Raw genomic sequence first — 16,344 nt, forward strand, 5'->3', positions numbered from 1 at the left:
CATTCTGCGCTCGAAGCGATTCGGGGCTTCATCCTTTTCACTGATGGGGGTCTTTGCAGATTCGGGCGCGCACTTGCTCTTTAGACTTGCCGCCATGAATCGCAGAAACATCGTGCTCTCCGCCCTCTCCGCCCTCACTGCAGGGTTTGCGCCATTCGCATTGGCCGCCCCGCAGTTTCAGGAAAAGACCGAATGGTCCCGCTTCTTCGCCGAGGCGAATGTTCAAGGCAGCATCGTCGTGCTCGACGCCCGCGGCAAGTCCCCGCAGGCCCTGGTCTACAACCCGGCGCGCGCCGAGCGGCGCTACTCGCCGGCGTCGACCTTCAAGATTCCGCACAGCCTGTTCGCGCTCGACGCCGGCCTGCTGAACGATGAATTCCAGGTCATCCCCTGGGACGGCGTAAAGCGATCGCAGCCTGCCTGGAACCAGGACCAGAACCTGCGCTCCGCGATCAGAAACTCGACGGTCTGGGTCTTCGAGCGCTTCGCCAAGGAACTTGGCGAAGAACGCGAGGTTGCCTACATGCGAAAGATCGGCTACGGCAATGCGGTTGCCACTGGCGACAAGCCGTTCTGGGTCGAAGGCGATCTCGCCATTTCATCCTTCGAGCAGATCGATTTCCTGCAGCGGCTTTACCGAAACCAGCTGCCCTTCAAGGTCGAGCACCAGAGGCTCGTGAAGGACGTGCTCGTCAATGAAGCGGGGCCGGACTGGATCCTACGGGGCAAGACCGGGTGGACCGGCAAGCTCGGCTGGTGGGTCGGCTGGGTCGAATGGCCGACCGGCCCCGTGTTCTTCGCCATGAACATGGACACTCCGAAGAGGCTCGCCGACCTTCCGAAGCGGCAGAGCATCACGCGAAGCGTTCTGCTCTCGATCGACGCGCTACCTAAAGCCCAGTAGGCGCATCAAGGCGCAGTAGGCCAGGACGGCGCGCCCGCTATCAGAGCGCCGCCCCAAGCCGCGCGACGCCTTCCTGAATCTTCTCGACGTTCGCGGTGGCAAAGCTCAGCCGCAGCGTTGCGAGGTCGGGCTTTTCCGCAAAGAAGGGAGCGCCCGGCACGAAGGCCACGAGCTTCTCGATGGCGCGCTTGGCGAGCACATTGGCGTCGGCGACCTTGCCATTGGCGCCGGTCAGGCGCGCCCAGAAGAACAATCCGCCACCGGGCTGCGTGAAGCTGATCGCATCGCCGAGCTCCTTCTGCAGCGCCGCCCCCATGGCCTGTGCACGCTCGGCGTACACCTTGCGCACATTAGCGAGCGTCGCCGGCATCCGGCCGCTTTTCAGATACTGCGCCGCCGTCGCCTGCGCGAACGTGCTGGTGTGCGCATCGCTGAACTGCTTGCACATCGTGGCCTTTGCCAGGAGTTCGGCCGGGCCAATCATCCAGCCAATGCGCAGACCCGGGCTCAGTACCTTGCTGAGACTGCCGCAGTGCACCACCAGCTCACGGCTGCCGGGCACGTCGCGGGTCAGCGACATGATCGAAGGCGGTGGTGCCTTGTCGAAATAGAGATCGCCGTAGGGGTCGTCCTCGACGATCAGCGTCTGGTGCTTCACCGCCATTTCCAGCACCTTCTTGCGCCGCTCCAGGCTCAGCATCGCGCCGCTTGGATTGCCGAAAGTCGGGATGAGGTAGACGAACTTCGGCTTGTGCTCGGCGATCAGCTTTTCGAGTTCATCGGTGCGCACGCCGTTGGCGTCGATGGGCGCGCTGATCAACTGCGCGCCATAGAGGCGAAAGCACTGGATGGTTGCCAGGAAAGTCGGGCCTTCGACGATGACCTTGTCGCCGGGGGAAATGAGCGTCTTGCCGAGCAGATCTAGCGCCTGCTGGCTGCCGGTGGTGACGATGAGACCGCTCGGGTCGACTTCAACGCCCTTGGTCTTCATGAAGGCGCTGAGTTGCGTGCGCAACGGCTCGTAGCCTTCGGTCGCGCCATATTGCAATGCACCGCCGGCCTCTTCGGCCAGGGCCCTGGAGCTGGCTTCCCTCAGCCCTTCGACATCGAACATCGCGCTGTCCGGAAAGCCGCCTGCAAAGCTGATGATGCCGGGCGTGCCGAGCAGCTTGAAGAGTTCGCGGATGGCGGAGGTTTCAACATTGTCGAGACGGGAAGCGAATTGCATGTCGGGGCCTTCTGTCGAAGAGTTGCAGGCGTCCATTGTCGCAGGGGGACTAGGATGGTCTGCAAACAAGCCCGGGCCTTGCGTGATCTGGAGCCATGAGTTCCAAACGCGTGAGGCGCCGGACGCAGCTCGGTCAGGGCTTGAATATGTCGACGAAGAAGACGCGCAAGCGCGAATCCTCGACGAGATGGATCGGGTGGCGCCCTGGCGCGCGTTGGTGCAGATCGTCGAGCCACTCAGCCCGAGGGCAAAGACTGGCCGCCCGCCGTTCGCCATCGAGACGATGCTTCGCATTGGGTCGCCGCCTTCAGCACCTTCTCGTGCACATTGACGTCACGGGCAGCCTGCGGCACGGCCACGCCCTCATTCCTCCACCAACATGGCTGCTTCACGCTTGAACTCTAGGCTGAATTGCCTTCTCGTTCGCGTGAACCACCTCCCGTTTCAAAGACACCTTAAAAAGGGGTCTTTGAAACCGGCAGCAGCCCACTCCGCCCGTCACGCCACGAGTTGGTGTGCCCGCGAAACATCTATCAGCTCAGCTCCATGAGGCTCGAGACGCTCACTCGCAGGAGGCCGATGACAGTGATACGGCGACCTCTTCTTTGTATCGATCAAGCTTACGTCACCGGCAACATGACAATGCCGCCACGCGATCACTTGGCGGCGCTCATCAGCGCGCCGAGCACGAGGCACTGACCCAACTCGTCGATATCCCGCGCGGCCGAACCCGAACCGGACCGATGTTGATCTCGATGCCGCCACTCGGCTTGCGCACTGGTCAGTGCTCGGATGTCGCTGTCATCTGCGCAGGTTCAATCAAATAAGCCCGCAACATACGGGACACGTGACAGACAAAGCGCAGACAGGCATACTCGCGTGGGTCGAGGGTTAGTCAGGAGTGGTAGTTCAGTTGGTTAGAATACCGGCCTGTCACGCCGGGGGTCGCGGGTTCGAGTCCCGTCCGCTCCGCCACATAGCTATGAAATACGGGCCTTTTCGGCCCGTTTTTCTTTTCTACCCGCCAACGCGCCGGCCATTCTTTGAATGGACCAAAAAGGGCTACTTCCGCGCTTGGGCGCCGCATACCGGGTCCTCCCGGGAGAGGCCGCGCACGGAGTGCTCTGGCCGCATGCACTCTCTGGTTCTGGCCGTGCCCTGGAGGAACGTAAGGACGAGGATGCGCGAGAAGTGCGGCATGAGAGCGAAGGGGCAGGACCAGATTGCCGCGCTCGAGCCCCATCAAGGCTGCGCATGCGATCCAAAAGCGGCAATGAGTCTGCCTCGCCTTCAACGAAAACGCGACGGCGTAGAGCACGGCAGCCAGGTACAGCATGCCGGCGAGCAGCGCGGTCGCGGTGTCGAGTGTGGTCTCGCTCATGGGGCGCTTTGCCTCGACGCCTTGCCGTCCCGGTCTGGCTCGGCGGCACCGCGCCCGGGTTTTGCCGGCACCAAATAGGCGCCGTGCAGGCGCTGCAACTTCAGCAGCAACGGCAGATGCTTGGGCACCCATTGGGGATATCCGCGCCTTCGGTGCGGCAGCGCGAGGGCGTATTGCGGTGCAGGCCGGTCATACGGCAGAAGTCGGAGACCCTCCGGCGCAGGGCGGCTAGCGCCGCGCCGAATTCGTCCAAGGTCATGGCGATTGCCCTCACGTGCGGAAATGGTAGATGAATTCCCGGATATGTGCGATTTGCAGCTTGTTAGGCACAGTATTTAATATGGCGCCGTTGTGTTAACCGTTGTTAGCGCTCTTCCGCACACATTCAGGAATATCCAACGCCAACAAGGACTTGGGCGCAGGGCTGGAAGTGCTCAAGAAATAGGCATCATCGCTCGACGGGAAGTCATCCACAATCCGTCAGGGCGCTTCGTCTTTCTTGGCCACCATGGGTCCTACGCAGCCAGCAGCGCAACCATTCGCACGCGCGCAGAAGGCTATTCCGTTCCGCGCAGAATGGAATTTTCAACGATTCCGATGACGGCGGACCACTGGCACTAGATTCGGCCAGTCGATGCCTTTTTCAGCCGCGTCGAGCACCGCACTTGCATCGGCGTAGCGGTCAGCATTTGTCGGCGCGCCGAAGGCGACGTAGTAATAACGATCGCCTTTCGGCGCCTTTACTTCGCAAAGTAGACTGCAACCCGAGGCGCGAGTGGTCCCCGTCTTACCCCAAGTCACGTTATGGCTGCTGTTTCGAATGAAGTTTGCCGAATGCGCAATAACGATTTTCCGTGCTTGAGGCCCCCCGACGGTCACTGACAGTTTTGCCTTCGACCATATCCGCGAGATTTCGGGGTGATTTTGGTCCGAGATTTCGCATAACAGCGCTAAGTCACGGGCGCTGGACAAGTTGTTTCCGCCGTCCAGGCCCGAGGGGTTGCCCCAACGGCTGTTCTTCATGCAAAGTGCCTTACTTACGGTGTTCATCTCGGCGACGAATCGCGCCAAGCCACTTCCCTTCTTCTCCTCCTGTTCAAGAATCATCGAGCCGATGGTCCGTGCCCACACGGAGGTAGTTACATTAGAAGACGGAAGTCCCATATTGGCAAGCGCGTCGTCCACATGAAGGATGTCCCCGGCCACGAGGTTGTTAGCTGAGCCCCCGGTGGCGTCCTCGGGGCGACACACTAGTTGGACGTCGAGAGCCTTCAGCCTCTTTAACCAGAGCAGCCCGGTATAGGCGGTCAGCAGCTTCGTCATAGATCCAGGCCGCAGAGCCTTGTCGGCGCCCTTGCCCCAAATCTCTACACCATCAAAGCCGTTAAAAGGCTTTGATCGGATTACAGCCGATGCGGATGTCAGCACGGGCTCTAGCCACGGGGAAAGCTCATCCCCGGGTGCATGACCGTCGCCCAAGCCTGCCACCGAAACGGTAGGCCCATACGGTGAGGTCTCGTGCTCTGTTACTTGTCTGAATTCAAGGTCCAACCTGGCCTACCAATTTATTCTAGAGATAGGGCGCGATTAAGCAGATCCCCTAGCGTTGCAAAAATACCTCCCATTACATTCCATATTTTTTCATAGATCAGAAATTTCTGTTTCAGACTTGTCCTAATTTTTTGGCAGCACGTGAGGCGCCGCCAGTTTGTTTTTGAGTTGATATGCTGCATTTGCTCAGTGAATGCTACAAATCTCTGAGTCACATCATTGTTTAATAAAAGGTAAAAGAAAGTTCTAATGAAACTTAGAAGAATTGCAATTCTTCCATCTCTGCTTTTTAGTGGACTGTTTTGGCTTCAAAATGCAAACGCGCAGGCGTCCTTAACAATAATACGAATTACCCGGTAGCAATATTCGGGTTTTTTACGCCTTCCGGTGAGAACGCATTGCCGGATCAACAGGATGTTCTTTCCGAATGAAATTCCCGACTATGTTGAGAACATGGCAAGACAGACGTATGCGATCAGAAAAGCATATAACCTGCTTGGTTTTCGTGATCCTCTTGAAAGTGCACGTTTTCGATCTGCCACGTACATAGATATTAATCTAGTGAACCAATCGCGTATGGTCGTAGCGCAGCCACTGCCTGCAAGCATGGAGGAAATGCAGTCGCGGGTTTTTTCTCAGAATTTTCCTTATGACTTCTGGAGCCGATTGGCGAGCTTTATGGACGAAGCTGATCGGAGCATGCAGCTTCCATACGACCTTAGATCTGCGACTTATACCGACGGCAGTGCAATATTCAAAGATGATCTTGTCCGTGGTCTTCCTTTCCTCAGCGTTGTTATGCAATCCTTGGATGCAGAAGACGGCATTGTGGCGAGTTTGAATGGTTGGCCGGAATACGATTGGAAGGGCAACCAGACGAGCGCCGTATTCAACACCCGAATTCTCAAGGTCATCCAGCGTGCTGTTCGCCGAAGCGGTGTTCGAAACAATGAAATAGACGCTTTTCTAGCGATTGAATAGGGGTACAGGGCAACGCAGCCCGTCCCGGGAACATGAGGCGCGCACACAGGCCTCCATGTCACTAAATCGGGGAGCGCTTGTCCTGCCTTGCCCCCTCCAGAACTTCGAGTTTCCGGGACGACACAGGTGCCCTCCGGCGCGTCGAAGTCCATTACGTTTCCATGCAGCGCGAGGCGGCGAAACAGCCGGACCTCCTGCCGGTGCAACCGGGTGACGAACGTCGCTTCAGCTATCGATCCTGTCATCCTTCAGCGTGAGTGACAATATCTTCAGGGCCAGTTCCCGGTAGCTGATGTCAACAGCGCGCGCCGCCTTCGGCAGCAGTGAGTGATCGGTCATTCCGGGCGCCGTATTCACTTCGAGGAAGTACGGATTGCCCGCACCGTCCAGCATGAAGTCGGCACGACCCCAGCCGCTGCAGCCGAGCACCTCAAACGCTCGGCGCGCGAGCACTTTAAGGCGCATCTCCTCCTGCGAGGCCAGTCCGCACGGAATCAGGTATTGCGTCGTGTCGTGGATGTACTTCGCGTCGTAGTCGTAGAACTCGCCCGCCGGCACGATCAGAATGACCGGCAGATCGAGATCACCCACAATGCACACGGTGTATTCACCACCGTCTTCAATGCTCTTCTCGACCAGCACGATCGTGTCGAACCTTGCCGCCTGCGCGATCGCCGCGGGCAGCGCCCCGGCCACTTTCACCTTGATCACCGCGACGCTCGAGCCTTCGCTCGCCGGCTTCACAAAAAGCGGCAGGCCGAGTTGCGCGACGATTGCCTGCGCGCGCGCATCGTAATCGTCACCGCGCATCACAGCCTCGAACGGCGGCGTCGGAATGCCCAACTGCTGCCATACGAGTTTCGCGCGGAACTTGTCGAGCCCGAGTGCCGAACCGAGCACCCCGGTGCCTGTGTAGCGAATCCCATAGAAATCGAGCGCGCCCTGAATCTGGCCGTTTTCGCCGTAGCCGCCGTGCAACGCGTTGAACGCGCGAGCAAAGCCCTCGTCCTTCAGCGCCGACAGCGCCCGCGCAGACGGATCGAAGGGGTGTGCGTCGACACCCGCGTCGCGCAAACGCTGTAGCACGAGACGGCCAGAATTGAGCGACACTTCACGCTCAGCGGACACGCCGCCTAGTAGCACCGCCACCTTGCCGAATCGTTTTGGATCGATGCTGTCCATTTCGCCCCCTGTTTCTGCGCGAGGCGCTCCCCGCGCAAGCCCACGATCAGCGCGCTCACCCCATTGCGGGACAACGCTCCTCATTGTGACAACGCCTGACCATGCTCCGCCGCCGGGTGTAGCTTATCGCGGCTTACAACTTGCGGCAGATCAAGTTCAGCAAGCGCCATGCGGATGTCCTCCGCTGATTTGCCCTGGGCAAAGAGCGCTGCGGCGCGTTTCGCGTGTCCGGCGAGCAGGTGACGTTGCGGCCCGGGCGCATAGGCGTAGATGTGATGCGGCTTGAGGCCGAGGGCACGCAGGCGGCGGACGTAATAAAGCTGACTGTAAAAGGGAACAATACGATCCTCTGGATCCGATATCACGTAGATTTCCGGCAGCGGATCCCGGCGAATGCGCCAGATTTCGTCGACGGGATCGTAATAGCTCTGGGCGTCGTAAAGTAGTCGGCCAGGGATTTCACGCCTAAATTCCCAATACGCGGTAACCTGCTTCATGGAAACTAGGCCGGACGAAAGCACCGATGCCGCGATGTCCCGACGCCTGTTCAGGAGCGCCGCGACGATCTGGCCACCACCGGAATGTCCGATCAGGATGAATGACGCGATGTTGTAGCGCACCTTGAGCAGGTCCAGTGCGCGGTCCATCAGTTCGATCTCGCGATGTGTACGCCACTTGTTATGGTCGCCAGAGGAGCCATAGATACCCGGGCGCGCAAGATAGAGCGCGGGGTGGCCGGCATCAGCGGACCAGTCAGCCATATCCTTCTCAATCTTCATGGGCGAAAAGGACTGGTAGGAGGATGTAATGTGCCTGACACCCTTCGTGGTTCTCAGCATGACATCGCCGCTGAAATATACAAGGACAGTGGCATTTTCGCCGCCGGACAGTCCATGCTCGTAGTACCGGATGCAATCCCCCTTACCACTGACCTCCACCCAGAGGCTGTCGAGCACCCGTGCACACTGTTCTGGTGAACTGAAGGAACCATTCAGAGCCTGCGCGGCATCGAAAGGCTCATTTCCCACGGGGATATTGAGCTCTGCAGGCCGTGGAGCCTCAAACGGCCCCAGCCTCGGCCGCCCCCCTAGACTCGGCTCGATGACGCCAAAAACGCCAAAGGCAACGAACAGGAACCGCCGGAACCTCCAGTGCAGAAGGTGCGACAAACGCCGACAGTATCGGACAAGCGATTGCATGAATAAGGGTCCGTCAGGTTGTCTAAAAAAGAAATGACCAATGATGTGCAAGCGCGCGGGCGGCACGCGCTCCTACGCCCGACACGGTTCGTGCGTTCCACTCCCCTGCCGCGCGCGGACTGCCCTCTGAGGCGCGACCATCATGGGAAACGGGCTGACCTCTCCGAGTCATTCAGCGCGCCGGACAGGTATATTGTTTGCCGGGATGTCAAGGTGGCCTGCTTACGCACACGCCTTCATCCACGCCACGATGTGATGTATGCCCGTACTGTTCGATCCCTTGAGCAGCACCACATCCCTGTCGACGAGTTCGTCGTCAAGTGCGCCCTTCAACTCGTCGAGAGAATTCGTGTAGCGTCCACGGCGCGCGACCGGTAGCAGTTCCCAGAAGTCGGCATAGAGTTTGCCCATGACATAGACGCGATCGACCGCACAACGCTCGACGACAGCAGCGAGTTCGGCATGAAACAGCGGCGCCTGCGGGCCGAGTTCCGCCATCTCGCCCAGCACAGCGACCCGTCTGGGGGCATCCTTAATATCCCTCAAATGTTCCAAAGCGGCCTGCATCGAACCGGGATTGGCGTTGTAAGCATGGTCAACGACAGTCAGGTGTCGTCCGCGGAGCGTCAACTCAATCTCCTCTCCCCTGCCAGGCAGGGCAGCAAAGTTTGCGATTCGTTCGAGCGCGGGCTCGAGAGGATAGTTGAGCGCCGAGATGGCGGCGAGAACGGCCAGGCTGTTCAGCGCCATGTGCGAGCCTGCGGTCCCGATCGGGTAGGTGATATCGCGCCCCCTGATACGGGCAACAACCCGCTGCCCGGACGCGTCATGGTCGACGAGCTGAAATTCGCACCCGGCGCTCGTGCCATAGGCAAAGATTCTCAGATCTCGTCCCACGGCCTCTTGGCGGACGGTCTCCCATTCCAGCATGTCGCGATTGAGCACCGCGACACTTCCCGCAGACATGCCCTCGAAGATCATGCTCTTGGTCCGGGCAATATCGGTGACTGTGCTGCTTTTGCCGAGGTGGGCAGGCTGAATGTTGGTAAAAATGCCTATGTCCGGGCGGGCAATGGCCGCGCTCTTCCGCATGTTGCCGACGGCAACTTCCAGGACGACGTGCCGGGCGTCCCAGGGGACTGATGCAAGATTCCAGCTCACGCCATGTGGGAGGTTGGCGTTGAACGCACTCGCTGCGGTCTCGCCGTAAGCATTGAGGGCGTCCGCCAGCATGGCCACGAGCGTTGTCTTGCCGGCGCTCCCCGTCACCGCCAGGACGGTGCCGCTCATCTGCCGGCGTGCGTAGGCCCCCATCGCAAGAATGGCTTCACCCGTATCGGCGACATGCAGCACCGGCACATCCTCAAGTTGGGCCTGCGCATCAGGATGGCTCGTGATGACACCCGCGGGCCGCGTCTTCAGTTGTCGGATGACGGAAACAGGGATCCCCCGGTCTGCCTCACCGACCCGGGCGACCACGACGTTTCCGGCCTGCATGGCCGGCGCGTAAATGCACAGGCCGCTCGCCGTCCACCCCGCTGGCGGCGGCGTAAGCCACGTCCCCTGGGTGGCCGCCTGGATCCCGGCGGCGCTCCATTCCCGCGCGGGCGTGGAGGATGAGGAAGGCCGCTGCGCGTCCAGATATTTCAGATAGGCGACCAAACCGGACAGATAGTGCTCGACGTCGTCAATGCGGACCCGGAAAGCGTGATGACGGATGAAGAAGCTCCCGGTGATCCTGCCCGGATTGGCAAAGTACATGGCGAGTTCTGGCCAGAAATAGCCGTCCAGCAGGCGCTGTGCCCGCGTATGCAGTGCATGGAAGAATTTATCCAGATCGAGCCCGGCGAGCAGGTGCCCCAGCCCGGGCTGCTGCTGCATGCGGCTGATCATCTGCTCGGCCGCCATCATCAATTCAAGCAGGGTCGGAAACGTCGTGACCCTCTCGATCACGAAATCGAGATAGCTGGCGAAATTCTGGATCCCGAATCTGTAATACGCTTCCAGCGGCCGGTGACGGGTGAGTTCGTTCACGCAGTAGCTGAGCCAGTGGTCATGCGCTTTCCAGTGTTTCGCCTCGATGAAATGGTCGAACGCCTTTTCCACCGCGGCGAGCCACCTCGCATCGCCAGTCAGGCCGTAAAGGCGCATCAGGCCGAAGGCCGCTTCGCCGTCGTAGTAGATGATCCGGAACGGCTGTTTGACCGACAGGTCCGGATAGTTCAGCACATGGATGAACTTGCCGGTGCCCGCATCCTGCATGAAGAGCACGCCTGTCGCGAGTTGTTCGAGCAGCGCCAGATATTCGCCTGAGCCGGTCAGCTGGCTGTATTTGACCAGCGCCAGCAGGCACACTCCGTTTCCGCCCAGTTTGATTTCGGTCTGCCCTTCGACCAGAAACGCAGCCCGGGCGCCGCCGGGCAACTCCATCGGTCGGATGAGATCGTTCACGAGATAATGCAGCGCTGCATCGATGGCTGTCTTGAGTTCACTGTCCCGGGTCACCTCCCAGGCTTCGAGCATCGAATAGACCGAACTTGCATGGCGCAGGCTGTTGTAGGCGCCGATGGGCCGATCGAAGCAGGGATGCCAGCCATAGTGGAAGCGCCCGCCTGGCTGCACCTGGCTGGCCAGATAGCGGCTGCCAGATGCAACGAGCGCCCGGACGTCTGCCGGCTGGAGAGAGGCGATGATGCGGCGTCCGGCATTCAGACCCGTCCCGTGCAGGAGGTGGACTTCCTGCGACTGCCGGCTTGCAAACGCCCCGCGGGCCGAGAACACATAAACATCCCGCCCGCCCTCGAAATCCACGCTGGCAAGCTGATGTCGGCTGGCGGCATATCGTTCGAAGTTCTTCGTGTTCACCATGGCATGCGCCTGGGCCGGGCCACCATAGAGCATGGCACTGGCATTCAGTTCGGTCTCCAGGAAGGCCTGCCTGAAATCGCTGTCCAGCGACAGGCCGCAACGAAAATAATTGCGTTTGGTCTGTGCCAGGCGGTCCCGCAGCGCGTCCCAAGTCATGGCCTCAACGCTATCGACCCAGTCCACCCGAAGCCACTGGACGGCCATTCCGGTGGCGCCGGCAGCCTGCATCGCCTGCGCCATGCCGGCGTCCCAGGCCAGGGCAAATGTCGGCGCCGTTGCGCTCACGACATCGGCCCGCCGCTGCCCATCACTCCATGAAAAGAACAGGACAAAGGACGGCCACGGCGCCGCCAGGGGCTGGACTTTAGGTTCAACGACGCAGCGCATTCGCGCGAACAGTGCAGGGAAGTCTGTGGGGTTGGGATGCGCGTGCTCAGAAGGGGTAGTCACTATGGGTTACTCCTGGGTAGGGACAGACAACACGCCTGCGGCCCGATACTTGGCGATGATGCTTTGTCTGACAGCGGCAATGAAATTTGACCGGACACGATGCCTCATTGGCGCTCACCTGTCGAGCGCTTGCGAGATGTTCATCGGCGGCCTCGCTGGTCACTTACATCAGCCCGGCCAGGCTTGAGGGAGCAAGCCTTATTGACAGGTTGCCGGCCCAGCGAGCCGGACATCATCTATTGCCCGGCCCCCTTCGATCAGTTGTGTGTATCGACGGTATCGGCGCTTCACAAGTAGCCGCGAGCGCTCGTTGCCACTGCTCGATAAACTCATGTTTGCGCGACGGGGCCGCAAAGACAAACTCATTGAGTCCCCTGTTAAAGAATTCCTGATCCTTGTCGCGCAACGCCGCATAGGCGAGCAGTACCTTGATTGCAGGGGTGGCTGTTTGTTTGGTCATCGCGACACTCCGTGTTTGGACCGTCACCGTTTACCGGAGGCGCGCGGTGAAAGGCGGGGTCAAGGGTACAGTGGGTACGGCGACCTTCCCGATCCAGGAAGGTCGCTCGCCAAAGGCCAGCGCCCGCGTCCCGTTATCAGGCTGGACGGGAAAGATTCACGCGCACCACCACGCGGCGGTTGGGTGCGTTGCAGGCAATCTTCTGCTGCATCGTGCCGCTGCACTCTGTGACCAGCGGATTGGAGTTGCCCGCGCTTTCCGCTGTGATCTTTGACGACGGAATACCATGCTCGATTAGCATCCGGCGAACCGTCATCGCACGCTGCTCGCCAAGTTTCTGCGCCGCTGCGTCCGGGCCGATGGGGTCCGCGTGGCCGATCACCGTGACTGCTTCCAACGAGGCGTTCTCCGCGAGAATCTGCTCAGCAAGGTGCGAAATTTCCGCTCGGCCCTTGGCAGTCATGTCGCGAGTGCCAGCCTTGCCGAAGGCGAACAGCGTGTCGCCCTTGAGCGTGTACTCTCTCGCCGTGGCAGGTTGTGCCGCCGCAGTAGCCTGTACCACGGGGACTGAGGGATAGTCACACGCCTGAACTGCCGATGCACGGGAAAGCACGTGCATTTGGGCGCGCATGCCCTGCAACTGGGCTTCGGCTTCGTTGCGCGGCACCACCACCGGTGCGCCATTGCTGTCAATCGGCCCGACCTTTACGAAGTAGGTCATGCCGCCCTTCAGTTCAGCACGCGATCCACCAGCGTTCTTGCCCTTGTACAGCGGCGCATCGTGGGTGTACGCACCCAGCGTGTGTTGGCCCGGCTTGACGCAGAAGACGCTGTAGCCGTTGGGCAGCAACGCGGTCTGCAATTCGCCATCAAGGTAGACGTGAGCGGCGGCCGAACGGCCTGCCCCTGCGGATGCTTCACGGTAGTAGATGATCTGCGCCTGCTGAGGGCCGACCTGTCCGACCGGCGCGTAGCTCTGGCCGAAAACCTTCCCAGGCTGCGTACCGGCACGGACCGTCGGCGTGGTGTCGGATGCGCCTGCCTGAGTGACCGGCGGTTGCGGATTAGAGAAAGTCTGTTGTGCGATGGCGGGCAAGGTACCCGCCGTCACGAGCAATGCGCCTGCGAGCGCACGCATCAGGGTTTGATTGGAAGTCATGATTGGTTCAAAAGCGGTCCCCCGGGGCAGCGCAATGCTGCTCAGAGAGCCTGATTAAATGATTGGTGATTCCGGGTCCGCGACGCAGGTCATGCGTCGCGGACCATCCGGAGATCAGTGGTTGTTCAGCGTTGTCTCGACGCCGTGCTGCACCAGCAGTTCGGCATTCAGACCCGAGTGGTAGAAGACGTCATACTGGATGCCATCCACAGTCGTGTTGTCAGACTGTTGCGTCCAGTCGCCGTTGTCCTCTCCCTCAGGCAGCAGATCAGACAGCGCGACCTTGTCGCCCGCATCGCCCTTGACCATCACTTGCGTGCGGCCGTCAGCAATGAACAGGTCCTGGCTGCCATGCTCGAGCACATCGCCCAGCGACAACTTAAGCGTGTTGCCGCCCGTGCCGGTGATATCGAACACTTCGACCGAGGACAGTTTCACTTCAACGTTCGCCAGATCCAGCACCAAGTCTGAACCTGTCAGCGTCAACACGTCCACACCACTTTCAGTATGAACATCACCGTCCATACCGGTCGAATACTCAGTGCCCTGAAGATCAAGCGCTGTATCCGGGCCCTCAGTCGAGGTCACGTCTACTGACTGATCGTCACTGTCGAGTGCCGAATCGGAATCGCTTGGCTTCTGATCGTCGACGCCACTGTCAGCAGGGACATCTGCATCTGCCGTTGCACCTGCATCAGACGAATCCTCGACGTCCTGAATCTCGAAAACCGCGACCTCGTCCGTCAGGACATCAGACACGCCGATTTCGGGCTGGTATTCAGCAGTGTAGTAAGAACTACCCGTTATATCGAAGCCGGGAGATGCGTTGTCGAACACAATGTCCAGTCTTAGCAACGTGTAGCCTTCCGGCAAGGTCATTTCAATATGATTTGCACCTTTAGCATCCAAATTAAAGGAAGTTAATAGCCGTGAATTCCCGTAGGCTCCATTCGTTTCGGTGACAACGACCCTCACAACATAGTTGTATTGCGGATCGATCCGATCGAAATCAACCGAAAAGGCAGTCGGTCGATTATCCGAGGTTCCAAGTTTGTAATAGAGCTGTGACGTCGGGTCCTGTCCCGGAGCTTGGGAATGCGTGCCTATACGCATTACGCCATTCACCATCTTTACATCATGACGATCACCAGCGTTGTAGAAGTTGTGAGCTAGCCCAACGACGTTTGAGTTACTGAAATCCAACTCGTAGTGTCCGGGCAGCAAGAACGAGAACCCGAATTGCCCGCTCGGTTCACTGGTGCCCACTGCGTTCGTCGCCACAGCCGTCAGGTTATGTTTCCCTTCGGCCAGCGGCGTGTCCGGCGTGAAGCTCCAGTTGCCATTGTCATCAGCCTTCACGTGCCCCAGCACCTGACCGCCATCGAAAATCGTCACCGTGCTGCCCGACTCCGCTGTACCACGGACTTCCAGCTTTGCATCATCCGTCGTCGCGCCCTCAGCAATCGGGCCCGTCGCCGTGCCTTGATCGTCAATCACTGCGCTGATCACCGGCGCGTCTGGCTTCTTCGTGTCCACGATCACAGTCCACGAATCCGACGGCTTGCTTTCGTTACCCGCCTGATCACGCTCGACCACCGTGAACTCGTGCTTGCCTTCGCCCAGCGGCGTATCAGGCGTGAAGCTCCAGTTGCCGTCCTCGTCGACCTTCGTCTCGCCAACCGGCGTGCCGTTGTCGATCACGACGATCGTGTCGCCCGGCTGACCCTTGCCCACCAGTGTCGGTGTCGTGTCGTCCGTGCTCTCGCCGTTGCCCACCGGACCCTGAACCAAGCCCACGTCGTCAGTCACTTCGCCAACGGCCGGCTGGCCCGGCGGGGTTGTGTCCACGATCACCACGTGCGGATCCGACGGCTTGCTTTCGTTGCCCGCCTGATCACGCTCGACCACCGTGAACTCGTGCTTGCCTTCGCCCAGCGGCGTATCAGGCGTGAAGCTCCAGTTGCCGTCCTCGTCGACCTTCGTCTCGCCAAYSGGYGTGCCGTTGTCGATCACGACGATCGTGTCGCCCGGCTCGCCCTTGCCCACCAGCGTCGGTGTCGTGTCGTCCGTGCTCTCGCCATTGCCCACCGGACCCTGAACCAGACCCAAGTCGTCAATCACTTCGCCAATTGCCGGCTTGCCCGGTCCCATCGCGTAGATCCTCACAGGGGTAGTCGGGCTCGGCGATGAGCCGTGGCCCGCTGCGTCCGTCACCGTATAGGAGATGTCGAACGCCGTGTCCTGCCCGATCAGATCGTCTGCAGGGATCCTCACCTTGACTGACCCAASGATTACTTCGAACGACTCCACCTTGTGCTCGTAGCTCTTGCCGTTCCAGTCAATCGTGATCACGTCGCCCTCGACCATGCCCGCATAGGACGGGATAATCACCCACGTGCCATCGCTGGCCTCTGCCGAGTCGATCACACCGTCTGCCATCTCCGGCACTTCAGGCGCCTTCAGTACCAGTGCTGGGACTGTCGTATCGATAATCACCACGTGCGGATCCGACGGCTTGCTTTCGTTGCCCGCCTGATCACGCTCGACCACCGTGAACTCGTGCTTGCCTTCGCCCAGCGGCGTATCAGGCGTGAAGCTCCAGTTGCCGTCYTCGTCGACCTTCGTCTCGCCAACGGGCGTGCCGTTGTCGATCACGACGATCGTGTCGCCCGGCTGACCCTTGCCCACCAGTGTCGGTGTCGTGTCGTCCGTGCTCTCGCCATTGCGCACCGGACCCTGAACCAAGCCCGCGTCGTCAGTCACTTCGCCCACGGCCGGCTGGCCCGGCGGGGTTGTGTCCACGATCACCACGTGCGGATCCGACGGCTTGCTTTCATTGCCCGCCTCATCACGCTCGACCACCGTGAACTCGTGCTTGCCTTCGCCCAGCGGCGTATCAGGCGTGAAGCTCCAGTTGCCGTCTTCGTCGACCTTCGTCTCGCCAACGGGCGTGCCGTTGTCGATCACGACGATCGTGTCGC

General features: G+C 60.1%; 10 protein-coding genes, 1 tRNA gene and 1 pseudogene. 4 read left to right on the top strand and 8 right to left on the bottom strand.

Features of this window, described 5'->3' with window-relative positions:
- Nucleotides 1–94: 94 nt before the first annotated feature.
- Nucleotides 95–904, top strand: coding sequence for a class D beta-lactamase (blaOXA, locus tag AC1DSF_RS13870; protein WP_478123439.1), 810 nt, complete (start codon nucleotides 95–97; stop codon nucleotides 902–904).
- A 40-nt stretch (nucleotides 905–944) separates the two neighbouring features.
- Here the strand turns inward: blaOXA and AC1DSF_RS13875 are convergent, their stop codons facing one another.
- A complete protein-coding gene (locus AC1DSF_RS13875; protein ID WP_478123440.1) occupies nucleotides 945–2,132 on the bottom strand; it encodes an aminotransferase-like domain-containing protein in 1,188 nt (395 codons plus the stop codon).
- 95 nt (nucleotides 2,133–2,227) lie between these two features.
- Between AC1DSF_RS13875 and AC1DSF_RS13880 the strand changes: the two are divergent.
- Both AC1DSF_RS13880 and AC1DSF_RS13885 read left to right on the top strand, forming a co-directional pair.
- Nucleotides 2,228–2,427, top strand: a pseudogene (locus tag AC1DSF_RS13880) (transposase); the annotation flags it as partial.
- A 603-nt stretch (nucleotides 2,428–3,030) separates the two neighbouring features.
- A tRNA-Asp gene (locus tag AC1DSF_RS13885) sits at nucleotides 3,031–3,107 on the top strand.
- Nucleotides 3,108–4,098: 991 nt separating this feature from the next.
- On the opposite strand, the gene AC1DSF_RS13890 is transcribed toward AC1DSF_RS13885, so the two are convergent.
- Nucleotides 4,099–4,941, bottom strand: a complete 843-nt coding sequence (locus AC1DSF_RS13890; RefSeq protein ID WP_478142852.1) for a D-alanyl-D-alanine carboxypeptidase family protein — start codon at nucleotides 4,939–4,941, stop codon at nucleotides 4,099–4,101.
- A gap of 537 nt (nucleotides 4,942–5,478) precedes the next feature.
- Between AC1DSF_RS13890 and AC1DSF_RS13895 the strand changes: the two genes are divergently transcribed.
- Nucleotides 5,479–6,045 carry a hypothetical protein gene (locus AC1DSF_RS13895; protein ID WP_478123441.1) on the top strand — a complete coding sequence of 189 codons (567 nt, stop codon included), beginning with the start codon at nucleotides 5,479–5,481 and terminating at the stop codon, nucleotides 6,043–6,045.
- A 225-nt stretch (nucleotides 6,046–6,270) separates the two neighbouring features.
- Here the strand turns inward: AC1DSF_RS13895 and AC1DSF_RS13900 are convergent, their stop codons facing one another.
- The 6 genes from AC1DSF_RS13900 to AC1DSF_RS13925 all read right to left on the bottom strand — a co-directional run.
- Nucleotides 6,271–7,227 (bottom strand): D-alanine--D-alanine ligase, encoded by a 957-nt coding sequence (locus tag AC1DSF_RS13900; protein ID WP_478182947.1) that lies wholly within the window; start codon nucleotides 7,225–7,227, stop codon nucleotides 6,271–6,273.
- A gap of 80 nt (nucleotides 7,228–7,307) precedes the next feature.
- Nucleotides 7,308–8,255, bottom strand: a complete 948-nt coding sequence (locus AC1DSF_RS13905; RefSeq protein WP_478123443.1) for an alpha/beta hydrolase family protein — start codon at nucleotides 8,253–8,255, stop codon at nucleotides 7,308–7,310.
- Between the two features lie 393 nt (nucleotides 8,256–8,648).
- Nucleotides 8,649–11,744 (bottom strand): UDP-N-acetylmuramoyl-tripeptide--D-alanyl-D-alanine ligase, encoded by a 3,096-nt coding sequence (locus AC1DSF_RS13910; RefSeq protein ID WP_478182948.1) that lies wholly within the window; start codon nucleotides 11,742–11,744, stop codon nucleotides 8,649–8,651.
- Nucleotides 11,745–11,976: 232 nt separating this feature from the next.
- Nucleotides 11,977–12,204 (bottom strand): hypothetical protein, encoded by a 228-nt coding sequence (locus tag AC1DSF_RS13915; RefSeq protein WP_478123445.1) that lies wholly within the window; start codon nucleotides 12,202–12,204, stop codon nucleotides 11,977–11,979.
- Nucleotides 12,205–12,340: 136 nt separating this feature from the next.
- Nucleotides 12,341–13,363, bottom strand: coding sequence for an OmpA family protein (locus AC1DSF_RS13920; RefSeq protein WP_478123446.1), 1,023 nt, complete (start codon nucleotides 13,361–13,363; stop codon nucleotides 12,341–12,343).
- Between the two features lie 114 nt (nucleotides 13,364–13,477).
- Nucleotides 13,478–16,344 (bottom strand): Ig-like domain-containing protein (locus AC1DSF_RS13925; RefSeq protein WP_478182949.1); only part of this gene is annotated, 2,867 nt, incomplete at its 5' end.

The organism is Variovorax sp. 01N429, assembly GCF_056399425.1.